The organism is Vibrio sp. 2-2(8) (assembly GCF_963888495.1).
Taxonomy (GTDB): Bacteria; Pseudomonadota; Gammaproteobacteria; order Enterobacterales; family Vibrionaceae; genus Vibrio; species Vibrio anguillarum.
Genome location: NZ_CAWPJM010000051.1, coordinates 60,039 through 79,882, shown reverse-complemented (window position 1 = coordinate 79,882; position 19,844 = coordinate 60,039). Strand labels below are relative to the sequence as shown.

The window sequence follows — 19,844 nt, the reverse complement described above, 5'->3', positions numbered from 1 at the left end:
GCTGTAGTCATGTCCAATATTGTATTTATCGACCACGCTCGTTTTCATTTGATAGATGATGCTGCCGCTGTTCGTCACATTGATGCCTACCAAAAGGTGAGAGATGAGATCAATCGTCGTAACAACCCATTATCAGGTGGTCCAGACTGGGCTGTGGTGAAAGTTGCTTGTGAAACATTAGCAAAAGGCCCGGGGATTGACCTTTTGCTGTGCGGTTATTACACCGTAGCCTGTTTAAAAATGCAGGGCTTAGCGGGATACGCCAATGGTGTTGAACTGTTGTGCTGCTGCTTAAGTAATTTGCCAAAACCGGACGTAAAATCGGCGAAAATGCGCAAGGAAGTGCTCGATTGGGTTAATGCTCGTGTAGTGCGAGAGTTAAAAGATCTGCGTCCGAATCATGAAGCACTGCGTGATTTATACCGTTGTGAGCGCTTTTGTGAGCGTATGCATGCCATTTTAGAGCTGCAACAGCCGGACTATTTGGTTGATTTCGAAGGAGTAGGTTTTGCTATTTTTGAACATATTGATCGTTTAGAAACGCAATATCATTCGCTGCTAAAGCGCCATACCCAAACGGAACAGGTTGAGCTGGTGCGTAGTCAAAAGCGCTCACGTGTTACGCATGTGGCCGCTTTTATATCCGGTGTTCTTGGTGTTGTGATGGTGTATGGGGCCGTCACTTATTTGCCGTTTTTCAACTCAATATCTTATGCAACCAACCTAAGGTTACCTGCTTTACATACGCCAGAGCAGGTCAATGCGTTTCAACAGGCCAACTCGCCAGCCAAGCTTGAACAGTTGTCAAATGAGATTGTGCCATTGTACCGAGAGGCGATTGAGCAAAAAATGGCGCGCTCTTTTGAATCGGCTCGTGTTGAAGCCCAGCAAGTGTTGGATGCGTTATTGCAACTTTATCCCCAAACCGAATCGGTGCTGGAGGTTGATCAAGCGTTTGCCGATGCTAAGCGTGAAGCTCTGCAACAAACTGAGCGCTTTATGGAGCGTTTTAGTGAAACGCGAACCAAGATGGCCAACATCGCGCTGCTCGCGCAAAAAGGAAAATTAACCGAACTGCAAAGACAAACCAAATCGCTGGAGGAGTTCGCTATTAGTCTGTCACCTATTTATGGGAGAGCTGCATATGTCGAAGAGTTGCTCAAAAAAGGTGATGTTGTACAGGCTGAACAGGAGTTTATGATTCTGAAGCAGCGGCTTAATAATTTGAGCTGGAAAATGGCCGAGCTCGACAAGCAGTTTGAGCATTTGACTGTGACACATAATCAGGAAGCTCAGACTCAATAAGCTGAGCAACAATTGGTTATTGAAGGGCAACTTTTTGCTCATATCAGGCAGTTTGTTGCCTTTGTCAATCGAGCTGTTTATAAGCTCATGAATATCAAAGAAAAATATCTGGCACTGCACTTGCTGTACTAGTGTCATTTTGCGATAAAAGAGTGGAAGGGAAAAAGATGGCAAGGTTAAGTTTTAGGCTCACCGTGGAGGGTTTGGCAGACGACACGTTGGTGGTGCGTGAATACCAAGGCGTGGAATCGCTGTCTGATAGCGCGCAAGCGGGCCTGCATTGCTACGGTTTTCGCTATGAGATAAAACTGGCCAGTCGCCAATCTGGCTTAACGGCGCTGGAGCTGGTGGACAAAACCGCTCAGCTTGAGATGCTGCGTGATGGCCTTGTCGTGCAGCGTGTGCACGGCATTGTGCGTCAGTTCAGTAAAGGCGATATTGGCCATCATCACACCTTTTACTCACTGACCTTAGTCCCAGCATTAGAGCGGCTATCACTGCGCCAAAACAGCCGCATCTTCCAGCTCAAAACCGTTCCTGAAATCCTCTCCATCGTACTGCAAGAAATGGGCATTAACGACTACGCCTTCTCGCTGAAACGTGAGTGTGCTCAGCGTGAATTCTGCGTGCAGTACCGTGAGACGGATATCGACTTCTTGCACCGCTTAGCCGCCGAAGAAGGCTTGGTGTATCACTTCATCCATGAAGAGGGGAAGCACACCCTCTTTTTCAGTGACGACAGCCAAAGCCTGACGAAGCGAGAAACGCCTATCCCTTACAACGCCCTCGCAGGTGGCGTGATGGAAAGCCCCTATGTGTCGCAATTAACGCAACACAGCCAAACCGAAGTGAGCCACAGCGCGCTGCAAGATTACAGCTTTAAAAAGCCGAGCTACTCGTTTGCTCAGCAAGCGCAAGGGCGCGAGATGGATTACCAGCAAGCGACCTACGAACACTTTGATGCACCGGGTCGCTTTAAAGACGACGTCAGCGGCAAAGCCTTTAATCAAATTCGCTTAGAGTACTTACGACGAGAAGCGCGTACCGCGACCGGAAAAAGTAACCATCCGGGCCTGCAAGCGGGCACAAAGTTTGACTTACAAGAGCACCTTGACGACAGCGCGAACCGCGACTGGGTTGTAGTGCAAGTGCACCACCAAGGGCGTCAGCCACAAGCATTGGAAGAAGAGGGCGGCAGTGGCGCGACCACGTACAGCAACCAATTCACGCTCATTCCTGCTGATGTCACGTGGCGTGCGACACCGCAAGCCAAACCTCAAGTGGATGGCCCTTGCATGGCATTGGTGGTGGGGCCTGATGGCGAAGAAATCTTCTGCGACGAACATGGCCGCGTCAAACTGCATTTCCCGTGGGACAGATATTCCAACGGCGATGAACACAGCTCATGCTGGGTGCGCGTCTCACAAGGTTGGGCTGGCAGCCAATATGGCATGATAGCCATTCCGCGCATTGGCCATGAAGTCATCGTCTCGTTTCTCAACGGCGACCCAGACCAACCGATAGTGACAGGCCGTACCTACCATGCCACCAACAAAGCGCCGTACACACTGCCGGATAACAAAACTAAAACCGTGCTGCGCAGTGAAACGCACCAAGGAGAAGGGTTTAACGAGCTGAGCTTTGAAGACCAAGCGGCGCAAGAGAAAATCTACCTACACGCGCAAAAAGACTTAGACGCCTTGGTGCTCAATGATGCCACGGCGCACATCAAGCACGACCAGCACCTCACGGTGGATAACGACCAATTTACGCACGTTAAACATAACCACCACCTCACAGTGGAGGGCGAAAGCCGCGAATCGGTTAAGGGTAGCTGTATATTAATGGTCGATGGTTCCTTGCACGTAAAATCAGGGCAAGTTTGGACTAATGAAAGTGGAGATGAAATCCACATCAAAGCTGGACAAAAAGTGGTGATCGAAGCAGGGTCAGAAATTACCGTGACAGCCGGCGGCAGTTTTGTCAAAGTCGATCCTGCTGGTGTCCATCTTTCTGGGGCGGGCGTTAATTTAAACTCAGGCGGAAGTGCGGGCAGTGGCAGTGGTTTTAGTGGTGATTTACCGTTATTACCTGGTGAGCTTGAACTGCAAAAATCCCCCGCGCCACCTCAAACCATTCTTTACCAAGCGCTATTGCAAGCTGAAGAAGCACGAGTGCCAGCCGTAAAAGTATGCCCATTAGCCGGGGATGCCTAATGTTGAAATCGTGGTTTGAAGCACAGTCAGAGCATCAATATTGGTTGGTTGATCATAAACTTCACAAGCTTGCTTTAGCGCAAAATGGTGGTTTTGGATTTGAGGAAGCCGTGCCTTTATTTTATGGCTCCATGTTTGACTCAGTTATGCCGCTATCACCGTGGCTAATTCCTGTCACTGATATTGTCTTGGAGTTGCCAGAATCGCTCCTTGCTCAGGGACTAGTGTTGTCAAGCCAGGTAAGCACACAAGAAGTTTTGGGTCATCTGCGGAGCTTATTAATTGCCGCATTAGATGGCGAAGAAGTGATGTTTCGCTTTTATGATCGTGATGTGATTATTCCCATACTACGAGCGATGGATGAAAATGAGGTGAATCACTTTTTAGGCAACATCAACCAATTGGTGGCGATTGATCACCATGAAGAAGACGCTCTCATTACCTTCAGTAATACCTCATGCAGTGAGTTTGTGCTTCGCCACGGGACTTGGTGGAAGATGTTACCTCACCACTTAGCGCCTTTGTACAACATAAATGTTCATGCCAATTCCTTAGAAAGACGTTGGTGGGAGCTATTGCCGCATCTTTTACAACGCCTAGAATCACCGCAGCAGACGATACTATCAGCCTTGCAATCAGCATTAGAAAAGCAAAATAGCTACGAGGTCGCAGAGCAGCATGCGTTAGTTGCGCTCGTCACTGCAACCGATACCGCGCTTGATGATTTATCCCATCCTTTACATTTAACATCGGATGAACTGAAAGAGTTAAAAGCCATTAAGGAGAGCTGGCAATGAGAAGTACAACAGGAGTTAGCCCTTTTTGTGCGCCGTGTGAAAATCGAACGCATTGGATTGAAATTATCATCCGTGATGAGTTCAATAAGCCATTTGAAGGCATCACTGGTACTATCACTGACTCAGCAAAGCATGAATTTCCCGTCGTATTAGGTGAAGCGCCTATCTTGCTTAAAACGCTTGCCCCCGGCCCGGTGACGCTCACTCTCGATGCTGAACAATGGTTAAGAGAGTCTCAGGGTAAGCTGAGAACACCCAATAATGAAGCCGACCCCACTTTAGATTTTGCCAAGCAATACCAAGACCATTTAGGAAATAGTGCCGTTTTTCTAAACGTAACCACTGGCGATCTAACCGAATTGACGCCAGAACAAGCTCTACCAGCGAGGCACCAAAAAGGTCAAGCGGATGCTTGCAACTTACTGACAGATAAAAGTTATGTTCTTAAAGTGAGAGGATTTAACTTTATTACCTTACGTGTAGGTATGTTTTTTGATGGTACGGCCAATAATACTTACAGTGCACAATGGGGTAAAACTCAGTTAGAGAATTACTATCAAACATGGAAAATGAAATACAACGTTGATTGCGACATTATTTCCAGAAAAACAGGGCGGCTTAAAAACGATATTCCAGCCACTCACTTATCGAGCGAGTGTTTTGATTATCCTAAAAAAGACAATTTTTTTATCTCTTTATTTAAAAATGATGAAGGCGAAGTAGAGACAGTGGCAGGCAGCGCCACTAATGAGTTAACCAATGTACAGAAGTTGTTTGAACGCTATATAAATAAAGAATTCTCGAACGATAAAGAAACCTATTTTCTTTCTGAATATATGACCGGAATTGGTACGGGGAATAGTACAAATATTACTCCGGCTGATGAATCGGAAATTTTTGGGCAGGGGGCAGGGATAGGTAAATATGGTGTGACAGCTAAAGTTAGTACTTCTGTAGATCAGCTTTCAACGTCAATTATGGAACTGAAGTCTACCTTTGCTAACGCACAGTCGAATATCGTTGACGGTTTTAATAAGTTGCAGTTTGATGTGTTCGGCTTTAGCCGTGGAGCTGCTGCTGCAAGACATTTTATTAATGTGGTGTTGGATGGCGAGCAGAGCGAGTTTGCTCAAACGTTTAGCAAGGCGTGCCAAAAGAGCGGCATTCCCTTAGCTTACGGGTTTGATTGGGATGAAGCAGATGAGGCTAAAGCCAGCTGTGAGATTACTTTTGCAGGCCTGTTTGATACCGTCGCTTCTGTGGTTGACCTACTCTCTTTTGATTTTTCAACTCATCATGACAATGGTGATGTGAGGTTATGGATTGATCCTCAGCGCGTTCGGCGTGCTGTTCACTTAACCGCCGATCCTACCATTGAGTGCCGCTATAACTTTAGCCTCAACCATCTTAACTCTGTTGATTCGGTGGCGCATTTTCATGAATTTGTCCTTCCTGGAGCCCATTCCGATATTGGTGGTGGTTACCATTCACGCCTGAGCTACAACAAGAGTGATTATCTCTTGCCGATCTTAGAAAAAAAATTGGTGAAGCGTGCGAGCCGCTCTTTCTCTGACCGCTGGGATAAGGATCGCGCCGAGCAATACGTGAGAAGAAAGCTGGCTGAGTATAAACAGCGTGATTTAGCCACTGGTTGGCAGGAGAGTGACTATGTAGAGCCAGAAATTGAGTGTATTAATCATGGTAAAAAAGAGGGCGGAAGAGTGGTCGGTCGCCTTTATATACAGCGCAAAGTGGAAGGTGAACTCTCCCGTTTATACCTCAGATTGATGTATGGTCTAGCCGAGTTTCATGGAGTGCCAGTAACTGATGCGGATGGATGGTTATGGGAAGATACTGAAGAAGATTTATATATAGTTAAAGATTTTCCATTCCAGCCTGCTGAACGTTTCTCATTTAGCCTAGAACAATTCAGTCGACAGATTCTTGATATGGCAAAGCAAGGGCAATATGCCAAGCTAGAGAGTGAGTTTGATGAAAAACGTAAACAAGAGTTGATGGAGTTAAACGTATTTCACCACTCGTCAGATGATAGTTTTGCACTTAAACCGCTTTGGGATGAAAGCAAAGGTTGCTATAAGCGCGCCAGCTACCCATGCGAAAAAGGAAAGTAGAATGTATTTGAAAAGTATATCTGTTTTGCTAATCACGGCATTGTTGAATGCTTGCTCATCGTATGCTGGGTCGATACCGGAAACGGCATGGAGCGTTAGCATTTCAATGCCCTCTTTTTACCCTGTCAGAGTGACTCAAGCCTATGGGGTGAACGATACGCAAGATTGGACATCCCCTTTACATACTTTTTCTCAGTTTATGAGGATCAGTGCATTTGAGAATATCAAAAAAGAGCTTCCTAGCTATGATGGTTTTGGATTACCAATACATCCCTTTGCGATGAATCGACGAGGTGATCAGGTCATGCGAATTAAGCTGCCACCCGATACTCTTTATTTGTATTGGGTTTCACTTATTAACACCCAGTTTTATGTCACCAAATATACTGTATCTGAAGACGTGAAAAGTTTGATGGCGCAAAAAAGTCTTTACCAAAATCGAGATGGTTCGTTGGGTAATGTTTGTTATCGAACCGAATTCGTGTTTGGTTTACTGCCCAATGGGCAAGCCAAAGTTTGGTTAAGAGGTTGTGGTGAAATTATCTATTTAACTGAATTAGCACCAGATAAGGTCATGGATCGTGATAGCCATGGTTTTGGGGCAGAGAAGTATAAGCAGCCTGGTTCTTCATTAGAGCGTATTCACCAACGCGCAAAAGATGCAGGTGTATTAATTGACCCGATTCCTTGGGATAAAGTAAATAAGGTGTACTCGGCGCAGGAGATTAAGCCACTCCAGCACTAGAGATTGCTTTGAATCAGAGTGGTGACCTGAACGTGTTTGATGCACTACTATAGAGACACTGCTGACTTGAAAAGGAATGACCATGGTTACTGCTCTATATGCATCGATACTTTCAGCATTATTTTTGTGGCTAGCGATTAACGTTATTAAACAGCGTCGGGCTAACCAAGTGAGATATGCCGATGGTGGAGTACCAGCACTGCAATTAGCTCGCAGCGCGCAAGGAAATGCCGCAGAATACATTCCTATTACTTTAATCCTAATGGGGTTATTGGAGTTTAATGGTGCTAGCGTATGGTGGATCCACGGGGTAGGCATTACGTTTATCGTTGGCCGAATTTTACATGCCAGAGCGATTTTAAGTGACCAACTGAAAGGGCGGATTCGTGGTATGAAGCTAACGTTCAGTGCGCTGGTTATCTTGATCGTGCTGAATATTGTTTACCTGCCTTTTGGCCAAGTATTGGGTTAAGAATGCTATTCATTCACGGCAGGGTGAAGTTTATCTTGATAGGTGGCCAATTCTCGGCGCAAGCCTTTAAATGTGGTAAAGGCACTGTCAGTGGACAGTTTGTTCACTAACCAGTTAGGTAGTGCACCTCCTGGATTAGCGAAGGCAATATAATCGATGTGAGTCATACCATTAGTCAGTTTTTGCAGCGTCCAATGTGCGTTGACTTGAGTGATACGGATGTATCCCGGTTGTTCAGGCAAGTAATTTAGGGCATCCACTATGTCTAGACTTAAGCCATTAGGTAGCATCTCAAATTTTGAATAAGTCACCATATCTCTGTTTTTAGCTGGCCATGGCGCTGAGAATTGGGTGTAAACAATATTCTCGGTATCTGAAATTTTTTGCAGCACACGGCTGTTACTCACGTTATCTATCCAGTTTGGTACATGTTCACTGTCATCTAATAGCCGCATAAAAGCTAAATAGCTGGTGGGTAAGAACATTTGCGCCCGTATTTGGACTAAGCCATCGCTATGGTGGCGCGAGTAGATCGTAATGCCGTCTTCTGATTTTACCTGTAACCAATCGACCGAAGTCGCTGCCAAACTAGCAACATTGCTAAATAGTAGGCTTAAACCGACTATCCATTTCATCATGGTTCTTTCCTCATTGATGTTGTAGCACGTGGCCTTATTTTTGTCGTGTTGGTTACAAAAAGTGGGTTTAAGAACTGCACTAGCATAAAAACATAAATATATTATGTATACGTTTTGTTTTATTAGTTTTTGTTATGTTTCTTAAAAGTTTGCTCAATGTTCAGGTACGGCAATGAAATCTTTAAGATGGTATGAGGTTTGGTTCTGTCTCATCCTATCATGGATTTTTATCCCCGCATGGGCAGCGCCATCCTCAATACACAATAGTCATATCATTCGTATTAGTGCGGGTGAATGGCCGCCGTTTATTGGTCAACACCTTGAAAATAATGGTTTTGTTGCTGAGATTATCCGTAAAGTATTTAAGGATGCTGGCTACGAAGTTGAGTTTCATTTTTTCCCATGGGCGAGAGCATACGCCGAAGCCAAAGCTGGACGTTATGATGCAACTGCTATTTGGATGTTTAACCAAGAGCGGACGGTAGATTTTTATTATAGCGAAGCGGTGAGCGATGAACGCTTCGTGTTTTTTCACCATAAAGAAACCGACTTTCACTGGGAAAGCCTCTATGATCTTAAGGGGTTACATTTAGGAGGTGGCATTGCTTACAGCTATGGTGCCGAGTTAGACAGATTGTTAGAGACGCAGCAAATAAAAATGTCTCGAGTCAATGATCCAAAACAGAACTTCGAACGGCTGGTGAAAAAGAGGATTGATCTCATGCCAGAAGAAATTCATATCGGTTATTACACTCTGGATAAATACTTACCGCAATGGCGAGAAATGATCACGCACCATCCCAAACCTTTTCTCATCAATAATAACTATCTATTGTTCCCTAAAATGGGTGAACGAAGTGAGCAACTGTTGACGCTATTTAATCATGGACTGAAAGAAAGTGATGTCTCCATGATGGAATGATTCGCTCTTTTTTGAATGGCCCTTCCTTACTTACTTTTCCGCAGTGAATTAAAAGGCGGTTAAATTAAGTTCAGAGACGCGAGCAGGAAGATGCCTAGTGTACAAGTAAACAGTGAAAATACGGTCGTCAATGCAATGATGTTGGCCGCTAAGGTTGCATTTCCTCCCATAGCTCTAGCCATAACATAACTGGCCGCAGCGGTAGGGGATGCACTCATCAAAAAGACTAGCCCGAGATCTAACCCGCGAAAGCCAAAAAGTAACGCACCCGATGTGATCAATATCGGGGCGAGAATCAGCTTATGGGCAGTGGCAAACCAAGCCGGTGCTTTGTCGCCTCTGAGTGAACCTATATTGAGTGAGCCGCCAGTACACAGTAGTGCTAATGGTAGTGTCATATTGGCAAAATATTGGCCAGCATCAGTAACCATTTTCGGGATTGGAAGGGATAAGGAATAGCATAAAACACCGAGCAGAATACCAATAATCAGTGGGTTTTTGGTGAGTGTTTTGGCAATTACTCCTGCGGCTTTGAGCCCTGAACTTTCCCCTTTTGGCGTGAGTGTTATCACCGCTTGAATATTATAAAGGATAGTGGTTGCGGCAACGTACATCGCCGCTAATGCTAGCCCAGGTTCGCCATAAGTATTTGCGACATAAGCCAAAGCGATAATAGCGGTATTCGCACGAAACCCGCCTTGGATGATCACGCCGTGATCCAGATGTTGTGGGAACGCTTTTTTGGTGAAAAAAGTCGTGAAAAGAAAAAATAGGAAATTAGCGAGTAGTCCATAGCCAATCAGTGCTGCACTGGAAGAAAAATCGTGCTGTGATTTGACTATGCTAAGAAATAGCATGGCTGGTAAGGTGACTTGGAATACGATTCGTGACGCGACATCGATGAAATTATCGTTGATAACCCCCGTTCGCTTTAGTACAACGCCCAGTACTAACATCAAACAGATAGGCCCTGTAATTGAGGCCGAAAACAAAAGTTGTTCGATAATCGTTGTCATATCAATCCATTGAAGTTGCTCATAGCGTTGCTATTCTTCCACAGTTCCTCATTTTGCAAAATCAAATTTGCAAAAAAGAACGAACGTGCTAAAAATAGCATGGTATGAAGTGAGAGTCGGCATAATATGAGCAAAGGTAGAATTACAAGAGAAAATGTACTGAACAAAGCGTTCGAATTAGCCAGTGAAAACGGTTTGGAAAGTCTCACTATCGGTGAGTTGGCAAAACAGTGCGGTTTATCAAAAAGTGGTTTGTTTGCGCATTTTAATGCTAAAGAAAATTTGCAAATTGCAGTATTAGAGCATGCCCATTCTGTGTTTACTGAGCGTGTTATTACACCGGCTCGCCTGATTGGCGACGAGAATATCGAAGCTAAATTGCGAGTGCTGTTAGAGCACTGGTTAGGTTGGAATCATTCATTCCAAGGCAGTTGTATGTTTTTAGATGCGTGGAAAGATGCCGCAACTTGTGATTGTGCAATTCAAAAATTACTTAAAAAAACCATCGCGACTTGGATTCATTACTTGCAAATTCAAATTCAAAAAGGGGTTGATAGCGCACAGTTTCATCCGAAATTGGATGTAAAGCAGGCTGCTTATGAGTTGTATGGACTCTATTTAAGTGCTCATTTGTTCTACTCGATCTACGGCCAAATGGAAAGTTATCAACATTTTTGGAAAGGCGTGGGCGATTTAATGTCTCGATGGCGAAATATAGTGAAGCAGCAATGTTAGCTAATTCTCGCTTTTCACAGCGAGAAGAACGAGCCTGCAACAGCGCAGATGCACTTTTATTTAACAAAATCAATTGCTTAACAAAATAAAAATTTTTAATTAGAAATAGTACGAACGTTCTATTTTATCGAGAGGAAGGGCAACTCAGTGAGTGAAAAAATCTATTTCAGCACCTCAAACACATTCAGTGTGAAACGTACATTGGTTAATATGAGCACTCGTCTTCATCACACGCTCGCACCGTCACATGCCAAAAAAGTTGCACGAAATGTATTGTTGACTCCGGCAAGAAGTAAGCCTCAAAACCAGCCGCCAATTGGCCTGAAAACTGGCCGTGTAATGTGCGTTGAAGGGGCTCTGACGACTTATCAACTCGGAAGTGGTCCCATTTGGTTATTGACTCATGGTTGGTCTGGCACGGCAAGTCAGTTTTATCCACTGATGGAGCATATTGCGGCACGTGGTTATACGGCATTAGCTTATGATCACCCAGCACATGGCCAAAGCGAGGGCGTGTATGGGCACATTCCTGCGTTTGTTGGAGGGTTGGAAGCGATACTCGATAGTATTGACAATGTTGCTGGTATCGTTGGACACAGTATGGGGACGGCCGCCGCATTAGAGTGCCGACATCATAAAATTGAGCATTGTCCCATGCTATTGGTTGCGCCCGTGCTGGATTATTTGGATAACTTATTCAGCAGTGTGGCAAGGTCTGGCTATTCGATGCGCTTATTTGAGGCCGTTGTTGCGGAAGTTGCCGATCAATATCGTTATCCCATTCAATCTATCGATCCTTACCATAAGCTTGCTCAGCGTCAATCTCGCAGCGTCATTGTTCACGATGAGAATGACAAGTTCACCAAATATTCTGTTTCAAAGCGAGCGGCAGAAGAAATCGAGAAAGTGTCACTTATTACCACCCAAAACCAAGGACATGGACGTGTGATGAAAGGTGAACAAGTTAAGTCCGGATTTGATTTGTTGGCAGGAATACCATGCTAAGGTGTTCGTTTTAAGTTAATTTGAAGCCGTAATTGGATGGGTGTAATTTAACCAATAGTTTTCCATTTATTTCAAAGTGTTAAATTGTTAACCATAGTCTTGATAAGGTTAACAATTTCGCAATAATTATTATCTCCTTGTTTGAATATGTGTGATCATATTGTTGCCAGTAGGCCCTCATAAGGAAAATAATAATGAATAGAAATGATAGTGTCCCTTTACCCTCCAACACCCGAGAATGGTTTTTTAACCGTAACAGCCTTATCATCCTAGCCGATATTGTCCTGTTTTTTGTCCTGTACAATGCCTTACCTGTTGATTCTAATGTCGCTTTGGGCATTAGTATGCTGGCATTTATTGCTGTGCTGTGGTTAACGGAAGCTTTACACGTCACAGTCACGGCCATTCTTGTGCCTATCATGGCCATCGTTTTTGGTGTTTTTAACACCCAAACGGCGCTCAATAACTTTGCTAACTCGATTATCTTCCTATTTTTAGGTGGATTCGCATTGGCTGCTGCTATGCATCGGCAGGGTCTGGACAAAGTTATTGCCGATAAAGTTCTTATCATGGCGCGCGGGAAAATGAGCGTTGCGGTATTCATGTTGTTTGGTGTGACTGCCGCGCTTTCAATGTGGATCAGTAACACCGCCACCGCTGCGATGATGCTACCGCTTGTGCTTGGAGTGCTCAGCAAAGTGGATAAAGACCGTGGTCATTCGACCTATGTTTTTGTGCTGTTAGGTATTGCTTACAGCGCCAGCATTGGTGGTATCGCAACCATCGTAGGAAGCCCTCCTAACGCGATTGCCGCGGCTGAGGTTGGTCTTTCATTTACAGATTGGATGAAATTTGGTGCTCCAACGGCGGCGATTATGCTGCCCATTGCGATTACTATTTTATATTTCGCATTAAAACCGGATCTTAATGGAGAGTTCGAGCTCAATTATGAACCTGTTACTTGGGATAAAGGTAAAGTCGTCACGCTTGGTATTTTCGCATTAACGGTTTTTTGTTGGATATTTAGCAAACCAGTCAATGCCATGCTGGGTGGTTTTGCGAGCTTTGATACTCTGGTTGCGCTGGGTGCGATTGTTTTGGTCAATTTTGCCCGAGTGGTGCACTGGAAAGATGTAGAAAAAACGGCAGATTGGGGCGTATTACTGCTGTTTGGTGGCGGTATTTGCTTGAGCAACGTACTTAAGCAAACGGGAACCAGCGTTTTCCTAGCCAATGAACTAAGTGCCCTGATCTCTCATTTAGGTCTGTTCTTTATTGTATTCGTGATTGCTGTTTTCGTGGTGTTCCTAACGGAATTCGCGAGTAATACAGCCAGTGCAGCGCTGCTTATTCCGGTGTTTGCCAGTGTTGCTGAAGCCTTTGGTATCTCACCCGTGATTCTATCTGTATTGATTGCTATTGCGGCTTCTTGTGCATTTATGTTGCCCGTTGCGACGCCACCCAATGCGATAGTGTTTGCCTCTGGACACATTAAGCAAAGTGAGATGATGCGAGTGGGTATGATGTTAAATATTGCTTGTATTGGCTTGCTGACCATGATTGCGATGCTGTTCTGGTAAGCTAAGCTCAAACTACTTCAATACTAATGAGCTCTCAATTCAGAGAGCTCATATTGAGATGTTATTACTGTTGGTTAACGAATTCTTTAAAGCGTGCTTTCGTTTTCTCATCAGCCTTGTTGTACCAAAAATGCAGCATTTCTTCGGCGGCGTTTTGTACATTTCCTGACTGAGCTAGTTCATTTTGCAGCATAGCAACATCCGTCATTCCAATAGCTGCAACACCCCCTGCGCGATTATAGTCATTTGCTTCACGGATATAGTCACGGCCTACTTGATACCCTTCTTTAAGAAGGCGATCTTGCTTTATCTCTAGTGTTTGGCCTGCTTGGTCAATCAGTGACCATTGCATTGTTTTAATCTCTTTCTCTGCTCGATGTGCATCACGGTATTCAGGCATGGCAAAATTCAGTTTTGCATCCTTTGCGGTGAATGTGGCAATGACTGCATCGCTTTCGATAATCACGCGGTCATTCCCTTGCGTAAAATAAGGCGCGTATTTGAAGACGATTTGTTGTTCACCATCGGCCAGCTCAAGGCTTTTCGCTGAGGAAAATAGGCTGCCAGAAGTTTCAGGCTTCTGACCATTCACCGCTAATAAGTTAATGGTGTCTGGAATTTCAAGAGTGATATTAGCCAATACAGAGGCACTAAAGATCATGGTTAATGTACATAAAGCCGGTTTAATTAGGTTCATTATTTTATCCTTGCAAGCAATAGAGTAGAGGTTGCCGATAGTTGGTTGTAAAAGCAAGTTCTCAACGGCATAAGTGACTAATTTTCATTGAAATGTAACATCTTTAGTGCGAGGCATGCGTCATGCATTCGTCAATATTATCAGATCGTTAGTCACGTGATAATGTCATTCTCTTAATTTTAAATTATGCCATTTAGTCTTCTTCAAAGGCCTTAATTAGCGTAAAAAATTAAACTTACCTGCTTTGCTTTGTCAAAATTCTGAATTCCTGACTCAGAATTGCTTTTAAGATGTAACACGGTGAATCCCCATAACAAAATTTTAACGATGACTCGAAAAGCGTTTTTATTTTTTTGCTAAAAAAAATAAGTCTTGTAAATACTGAAATGGATGTTCTTCAATGCCTTATCAGAAGAGCAGCTTGCTTAAATGTAAGTGAAACATTCAGAAATGAGAGATATAGGTATGAATCGTATTACTTTGTGCGCCGCAAGTGTTGCAATGGCTCTTTCGGGCACGGCAATGGCAGCACCAGCAACCCCTAGCGTCGATGTCTATGGGTCGAATAATCTACAGTTTTCTAAAGTTGAATTAGCCATGGAAAGCACGGCTGGTTATAACCAAATGGTCAAATATTATGACCAAGCGCCGATTGCCGTTAAGTTTAACCAATGGAGTGGTACAACGGGCAACACGTATAAAATCTATTTTGATGGCGCACAGGTCGCGACAGGCCCAATCACTGGCAGCCAAACCACCGCAAACTTCAGTTATGCACAAGGTGGTGTTTACCAAATGACAATCGAAGCTTGCGACGCGACAGGTTGCAGCAAAAGTGCACCCGTTGAGATAACAATTGCCGATACCGATGGCTCACATCTCAAACCTTTGGTGATGAATATTGATCCCAATAACAAGACTTACACGACCGATAAAGATACGGTGGTTGGAACCTACTTTGTTGAGTGGGGCATCTATGACCGGAAATATACGGTAGATAACATCCCGGCTGATAATCTGACGCATATTCTATACGGCTTCATTCCAATTTGTGGCCCTAACGAATCATTGAAATCCGTTGGTGGAAACAGCTACAACGCGTTGATGACCGCATGTAATGGGGTGAATGATTACGAAGTGGTGATCCATGACCCTTGGGCGGCCTATCAAAAGAGTTTCCCGCAAGCGGGTCACCAATACAGCTCTCCGATCAAGGGCAACTATGCCATGTTGATGGCGCTCAAACAGCGTAATCCAGACCTCAAGATCCTTCCTTCTATTGGTGGTTGGACACTCTCTGACCCATTTTTTGATTTTACCAACAAGGCCAATCGCGATACTTTTGTTGCTTCAGTGAAGAAATTCCTAACCACTTGGAAATTCTACGACGGTGTTGATATCGACTGGGAATATCCTGGAGGAGGTGGTCAAGCAGCGGATCGCGGTGACCCAGTCAATGATGGCCCTGCGTACATTGCGTTAATGCGTGAACTGCGTGCCATGCTTGATGAATTGCAATCGGAAACTGGTCGTACTTATGAGCTCACGTCAGCAATTGGTGTTGGTCATGACAAGATTGAAGATGTTAATTATGGCGAAGCCATTCAATATATGGATTACATCTTTGCCATGACTTATGACTTTTATGGCGGTTGGAATAACGTATTAGGCCACCAAACCGCGCTTTACTGCGGATCATTCATGCGTCCAGGTCAGTGTGATGGGAAAGGAGTGGATGAAAATGGCGAACCTTATAAAGGCCCAGCTTATACGGCGGATAACGGTATCCAGTTACTGCTAGCACAGGGTGTCCCTGCTAATAAGTTAGTCTTAGGTGCGGCTATGTATGGCCGTGGCTGGGAAGGGGTGATGCCGGCTTCATTAAGTGATCCAACCGACCCGATGACAGGGGTAGGTAACGGAAAATTGAAAGGCACTTCCGCGCAAGGTGTGTGGGAAGCGGGTGTGATTGACTATAAAGGCATCAAATCATTCATGTTAGGGGCTAATAATACCGGTATTAATGGCTTTGAATATGGATACGATGCACAAGCTGAAGCACCTTGGGTTTGGAATCGTACAACGGGCCAACTGGTTACTTTTGACGATAACCGTTCAATCAAAGCCAAAGGCGCCTATGCTCGAAACCTTGGTTTAGCCGGGTTGTTCTCTTGGGAGATTGACGCTGATAATGGTGACATCCTAAATGCGATGCATGAAAGCTTAGCAGGAGGAGGTACTACACCCCCCGCGAACCGCGTGCCCACTGCAAATGCAGGTGTTGATCAATCGGTGGTTGGTCCGGTGAGTGTTGTTCTTGATGGCGGTGCATCAAAAGACAGTGATGGCACTATTGTCAGTTACGTGTGGCAGCAAACGGCGGGCACAGCAGTGAGCTTAGTAAACGCTAATTCTGCACGAGCCAGTTTTGACGCGGCCGAAGTGGCACAAGTACAAACGCTGACGTTCAAGTTGACGGTCACAGATAACAAAGGCGCAACGGCTTCTGATGTTGTGACTGTAACGGTCAAACCTAAAGCAACTGAGCCTGTGAACACGCCACCAGTGGCGGTGATTACTGCGCCAAGCAATGCCAGTGCTGGTGAGGTTGTGGTGGTGGACGCTTCCGCTTCAAGTGACGTCGATCAAGACACCTTAACTTTCGTATGGGATGTACCTACAGGCCTAAATGCAACCATTCAAGGTGCGAGTGTTTCGTTTGTTGCTCCTGAGTATACACAAGACACCACGCTAAGCTTCACTGTAACTGTCAGTGATGGTAAAGCGGCGGCCTCTGCAAGTGCATCGGTTATCGTGGCGAAGAAAGATTCTGGTGGTGACACTTGCAGTAACTTGTGGGATAAATCAGCGGTTTATACTGGCGGTCAACAAGTTTCTTGGGCTGGTAAAGTATGGGAAGCCAAGTGGTGGACAACTGGCGAAAACCCATCGACTACTGGTGTGTGGGGAGTATGGAAAGAGATTGGCCCTGCGAGTTGCCCAACAAGCTGATTGCTTTAATAAACCAGTTACCTCAATAAGCTAACGGGTTTTAATAAACTTTTTATCGCAAACAATGACTTCAAGCCTCGTTCTAACACGAGGCTTTTTTGTGCGTTTTTCTATGTTTTTTCATTCATCACTTGCAATTCAATATTTTTGCTTTAGTGTTATATATGTGTATAACACTATATCGGTATGAAATTGTGACAGATTGGCAAGATAACCAACCCATATTCCGTCAGCTAGCCGACAAAATTACCGAGCAGATCCTACAAGGTATTTGGCTAGAAGATAGTGCGTTACCTTCGGTAAGAACCGTTTCGGCAGATATGAAAATCAATCACTTAACTGTCATGAAAGGCTATCAACTGCTTGTTGACGAAGGCATTGTTGAAAAAAGACGAGGTCAAGGTATGTATGTCGCGAAAGGAGCGCTAGCGCAATTACAGGCGAAACAAAAGCAGCACTTTTTAGAGCAACAGATCCCAGAAATTGCACAAACACTCAAGCTATTGGCGATGCCGCTTGAGGATTTTATCAACCAACTACAACAGCATATTGAAGGTGACCAATGAATCCATTAGTCGAAGTCAACGGTGTATCTAAACAGTACGCAAAGCATGCCGAGTCGGAAGCTCTGCAGAATGTGAGCTTTAAGCTCTACGCAGGACAGGTGCTCGGTTTGCTCGGACATAATGGTGCGGGCAAGTCGACCTTAATTAAGTCGTTGCTCGGTGCTCACCATTATCAAGGTGACATTTTGATCCAGGGCTTAAATCCGATTACGGAACATGCGCAAGTGATGGCGCATCTTTCCTACATTTCAGACGTCAATGTGTTGCCAGATTGGATGACGGTTAAACAAATTTTGCGTTATACGTCAGGCGTGCATCCCAGCTTCTCGTTAGACAAGGCCACGCAAGTCCTTACACAAACCAACATTCGTTTATCAAGTAAAATTCGTACCTTATCAAAAGGGATGAAAGTACAGCTGCATTTAGCCATTGTGATTGCCACCGATACCAAAGTGCTGATTTTGGATGAGCCAACTCTTGGTTTGGACCTAATCTACCGTGATACCTTCTATCGTCACTTACTCGAATGGTTTCATGATGGTGAGCGTGCCTTGATTATTGCTAGTCATGAAGTATCGGAAATTGAACATTTGCTAACGGATGTGCTGATCTTGAAGCAAGGTAAGGTCGTGCTGCAAGACTCAATGGAGGCGATTACACAAGGGTATTTTGTTCTAGAGGCCAGTAACGCACATCAAGACGTTATCCAAACCTATCGTCCTTTGGCATCTCAGCCAAGCTTGGGAACAACAAAGTGGTTGTTGACTTCAGAACACCGTCAAGCCGTTGAAGGGCTTGGTTCTATTTACAGTGTAAAACTTGCTGAACTATTTCTTGCCTTGCAGAAGGAGAACGCATAATGCACCCCAGTATTTATATGCTTGAAAAAGAGCTGATTGAAAACAAAAATGTTACGCGTATTCCTTTGTTTCTATTGGTATGCGGAACCCTATTGTTCATCAGTTTGTTAATGAACAATACACTGCAACACAACCTGTTTTTTGAGATGGAATTTGGTGGCGACATCAGTGATGTCCATATCGAATTTGTGGATGATTTCAACACCTTTATCATCATGCTTGTTGGTTTTATTTCGCTAATGCTCAGTTCACTCTATTTCCCCAGAACATTCCGCAAGGAGCGTAAAGAGGGAAGCTCTATGTTCTGGCGCAGCATGCCAGTGACGAACAATATGACCCACATAGTGAAACTGGGGTTTGGCTTATTTGTAATCCCTGTGGTCTGTTCCGTGTTAGTCATTTGTGCGGACGTTCTGCTGTGGGGGCTTAACTTAGCGACAGAAAACCGTTTAGCCCTACTATTTGAACAACGTTCTCTAGGATATGCCGTTCAACACTGGTTGAATTACCTCAGTATCATGTGGGTGATTGCTGTGACGATGCTGCCATTAGCCTGCTTTACTTTAGTTATTTCACAGATATTTAATTCGCCGATCCTTGTGATGTTCGTGGGCGGTTTCGCGCTTAAATGGATCTCGATTGTTATGCTGAATTCTGACATTGTAGGGGAGTTTTACCACGCGATTTTTAACTTGCCGTTGCAGTTAATGACTTCTTCAAACATGTTCACGGCTTTTGAAGGTGCTGGTTGGGGTAATTTATTTGTGTATATCATGATTGGTATCGCCAGTTACTGGATTAGCCACAAGCTCTATAGTACTGATGAACTTTCATTGAAGTCACTGTTGACCCGATAAGTTTCTGGTTAATTGTGGTCAAAAAGAGAGCGTTTGTTCTCTTTTTTTTCGCCTATTTCCTGCGGTTACTATGGTGAGGCTAGAAAAGGTTAGACCAGAAAAATTCACTCAAAATTAGAAGTTAGTTCCAAAGTGATGAGTAATCAACTCTCTGACTAACATGATATAAATGTGTTAAATGCACTATGCTATTTTGTAGTCCTTTGTGAGCAATGACAAAGACGTGGACCGCTTCAAGTTTTATTTTGAGGCTTGAAATTATAATGTCCAATTGATCGAGAATTCTATC

The 19,844-nt window shown here is 44.4% G+C and carries 17 protein-coding genes; 14 read left to right on the top strand and 3 right to left on the bottom strand.

Annotation, left to right across the window (positions count from 1 at the left end; translation table 11 throughout):
- The first annotated feature begins 9 nt into the window (after nt 1-9).
- The 6 genes from AACV12_RS13180 to AACV12_RS13155 all read left to right on the top strand — a co-directional run bounded on the left by AACV12_RS13180 (nt 10) and on the right by AACV12_RS13155 (nt 7,667).
- Nucleotides 10-1,305: a type VI secretion system ImpA family N-terminal domain-containing protein gene (locus AACV12_RS13180; RefSeq protein WP_094147755.1), complete on the top strand. Its 1,296-nt coding sequence runs from the start codon at nt 10-12 to the stop codon at nt 1,303-1,305.
- 167 nt (nt 1,306-1,472) lie between these two features.
- Entirely contained in the window at nt 1,473-3,521 is a 2,049-nt protein-coding gene (locus AACV12_RS13175) for a type VI secretion system Vgr family protein (RefSeq protein WP_094167592.1), read from the top strand.
- Nucleotides 3,497-4,318, top strand: a complete 822-nt coding sequence (locus AACV12_RS13170; RefSeq protein WP_374956458.1) for a DUF4123 domain-containing protein — start codon at nt 3,497-3,499, stop codon at nt 4,316-4,318. The genes AACV12_RS13175 and AACV12_RS13170 overlap by 25 nt, the downstream gene beginning before the upstream one ends.
- A complete protein-coding gene (locus tag AACV12_RS13165; protein ID WP_170900467.1) occupies nt 4,315-6,450 on the top strand; it encodes a phospholipase effector Tle1 domain-containing protein in 2,136 nt (711 codons plus the stop codon). Before AACV12_RS13170 ends, AACV12_RS13165 begins: the two co-directional genes overlap by 4 nt.
- A 1-nt stretch (nt 6,451) precedes the next feature.
- Entirely contained in the window at nt 6,452-7,195 is a 744-nt protein-coding gene (locus AACV12_RS13160) for a DUF2931 family protein (RefSeq protein ID WP_170900466.1), read from the top strand.
- Between the two features lie 76 nt (nt 7,196-7,271).
- Nucleotides 7,272-7,667, top strand: coding sequence for an MAPEG family protein (locus tag AACV12_RS13155; RefSeq protein ID WP_017049285.1), 396 nt, complete (start codon nt 7,272-7,274; stop codon nt 7,665-7,667).
- A gap of 5 nt (nt 7,668-7,672) precedes the next feature.
- Here AACV12_RS13155 and AACV12_RS13150 read toward each other — a convergent pair whose 3' ends face one another.
- Nucleotides 7,673-8,302, bottom strand: a complete 630-nt coding sequence (locus tag AACV12_RS13150; RefSeq protein WP_170900581.1) for an START domain-containing protein — start codon at nt 8,300-8,302, stop codon at nt 7,673-7,675.
- 175 nt (nt 8,303-8,477) lie between these two features.
- On the opposite strand from AACV12_RS13150, the gene AACV12_RS13145 reads away from it, so the two are divergent.
- A complete protein-coding gene (locus tag AACV12_RS13145; protein WP_170900465.1) occupies nt 8,478-9,227 on the top strand; it encodes a substrate-binding periplasmic protein in 750 nt (249 codons plus the stop codon).
- Nucleotides 9,228-9,286: 59 nt separating this feature from the next.
- Here AACV12_RS13145 and AACV12_RS13140 read toward each other — a convergent pair whose 3' ends face one another.
- A complete protein-coding gene (locus tag AACV12_RS13140; protein WP_170900464.1) occupies nt 9,287-10,243 on the bottom strand; it encodes an AEC family transporter in 957 nt (318 codons plus the stop codon).
- Nucleotides 10,244-10,369: 126 nt separating this feature from the next.
- On the opposite strand from AACV12_RS13140, the gene AACV12_RS13135 reads away from it, so the two are divergent.
- The 3 genes from AACV12_RS13135 to AACV12_RS13125 all read left to right on the top strand — a co-directional run bounded on the left by AACV12_RS13135 (nt 10,370) and on the right by AACV12_RS13125 (nt 13,563).
- On the top strand, nt 10,370-10,978 hold the full coding sequence (locus AACV12_RS13135; protein WP_170900463.1) for a TetR/AcrR family transcriptional regulator: 609 nt from the start codon (nt 10,370-10,372) through the stop codon (nt 10,976-10,978).
- A 147-nt stretch (nt 10,979-11,125) separates the two neighbouring features.
- A complete protein-coding gene (locus AACV12_RS13130) occupies nt 11,126-11,983 on the top strand; it encodes an alpha/beta fold hydrolase (RefSeq protein WP_019283476.1) in 858 nt (285 codons plus the stop codon).
- 194 nt (nt 11,984-12,177) lie between these two features.
- Nucleotides 12,178-13,563: an SLC13 family permease gene (locus AACV12_RS13125; protein ID WP_017043564.1), complete on the top strand. Its 1,386-nt coding sequence runs from the start codon at nt 12,178-12,180 to the stop codon at nt 13,561-13,563.
- 64 nt (nt 13,564-13,627) lie between these two features.
- Here AACV12_RS13125 and AACV12_RS13120 read toward each other — a convergent pair whose 3' ends face one another.
- Complete coding sequence (locus tag AACV12_RS13120) at nt 13,628-14,251, bottom strand: DUF2057 family protein (RefSeq protein ID WP_170900579.1); 624 nt, start codon at nt 14,249-14,251, stop codon at nt 13,628-13,630.
- Nucleotides 14,252-14,725: 474 nt separating this feature from the next.
- Between AACV12_RS13120 and AACV12_RS13115 the strand changes: the two genes are divergently transcribed.
- The 4 genes from AACV12_RS13115 (at nt 14,726) to AACV12_RS13100 (ending at nt 19,555) form a co-directional block, all read left to right on the top strand.
- Nucleotides 14,726-17,272, top strand: coding sequence for a glycosyl hydrolase family 18 protein (locus AACV12_RS13115; RefSeq protein WP_170900462.1), 2,547 nt, complete (start codon nt 14,726-14,728; stop codon nt 17,270-17,272).
- Nucleotides 17,273-17,466: 194 nt separating this feature from the next.
- Nucleotides 17,467-17,838, top strand: coding sequence for a GntR family transcriptional regulator (locus tag AACV12_RS13110; protein WP_026028428.1), 372 nt, complete (start codon nt 17,467-17,469; stop codon nt 17,836-17,838).
- Nucleotides 17,835-18,698, top strand: coding sequence for an ABC transporter ATP-binding protein (locus AACV12_RS13105; RefSeq protein WP_017049278.1), 864 nt, complete (start codon nt 17,835-17,837; stop codon nt 18,696-18,698). The genes AACV12_RS13110 and AACV12_RS13105 overlap by 4 nt, the downstream gene beginning before the upstream one ends.
- Entirely contained in the window at nt 18,698-19,555 is an 858-nt protein-coding gene (locus AACV12_RS13100; RefSeq protein WP_017045015.1) for a hypothetical protein, read from the top strand. Before AACV12_RS13105 ends, AACV12_RS13100 begins: the two co-directional genes overlap by 1 nt.
- Nucleotides 19,556-19,844: the final 289 nt, after the last annotated feature.

Excerpts from the sequence above, each read along its gene's own strand:
- AACV12_RS13160 (WP_170900466.1), top strand. The coding sequence starts at position 6,452 with ATGTATTTGAAAAGTATATCTGTTTTGCTAATCACGGCATTGTTGAAT.
- AACV12_RS13155 (WP_017049285.1), top strand. The coding sequence starts at position 7,272 with ATGACCATGGTTACTGCTCTATATGCATCGATACTTTCAGCATTATTT.
- AACV12_RS13180 (WP_094147755.1), top strand. The coding sequence starts at position 10 with ATGTCCAATATTGTATTTATCGACCACGCTCGTTTTCATTTGATAGAT.
- AACV12_RS13100 (WP_017045015.1), top strand. The coding sequence starts at position 18,698 with ATGCACCCCAGTATTTATATGCTTGAAAAAGAGCTGATTGAAAACAAA.
- AACV12_RS13105 (WP_017049278.1), top strand. The coding sequence starts at position 17,835 with ATGAATCCATTAGTCGAAGTCAACGGTGTATCTAAACAGTACGCAAAG.
- AACV12_RS13145 (WP_170900465.1), top strand. The coding sequence starts at position 8,478 with ATGAAATCTTTAAGATGGTATGAGGTTTGGTTCTGTCTCATCCTATCA.
- AACV12_RS13140 (WP_170900464.1), bottom strand. The coding sequence starts at position 10,243 with ATGACAACGATTATCGAACAACTTTTGTTTTCGGCCTCAATTACAGGG.
- AACV12_RS13170 (WP_374956458.1), top strand. The coding sequence starts at position 3,497 with ATGCCCATTAGCCGGGGATGCCTAATGTTGAAATCGTGGTTTGAAGCA.
- AACV12_RS13175 (WP_094167592.1), top strand. The coding sequence starts at position 1,473 with ATGGCAAGGTTAAGTTTTAGGCTCACCGTGGAGGGTTTGGCAGACGAC.
- AACV12_RS13125 (WP_017043564.1), top strand. The coding sequence starts at position 12,178 with ATGAATAGAAATGATAGTGTCCCTTTACCCTCCAACACCCGAGAATGG.
- AACV12_RS13115 (WP_170900462.1), top strand. The coding sequence starts at position 14,726 with ATGAATCGTATTACTTTGTGCGCCGCAAGTGTTGCAATGGCTCTTTCG.
- AACV12_RS13150 (WP_170900581.1), bottom strand. The coding sequence starts at position 8,302 with ATGAAATGGATAGTCGGTTTAAGCCTACTATTTAGCAATGTTGCTAGT.
- AACV12_RS13135 (WP_170900463.1), top strand. The coding sequence starts at position 10,370 with ATGAGCAAAGGTAGAATTACAAGAGAAAATGTACTGAACAAAGCGTTC.
- AACV12_RS13165 (WP_170900467.1), top strand. The coding sequence starts at position 4,315 with ATGAGAAGTACAACAGGAGTTAGCCCTTTTTGTGCGCCGTGTGAAAAT.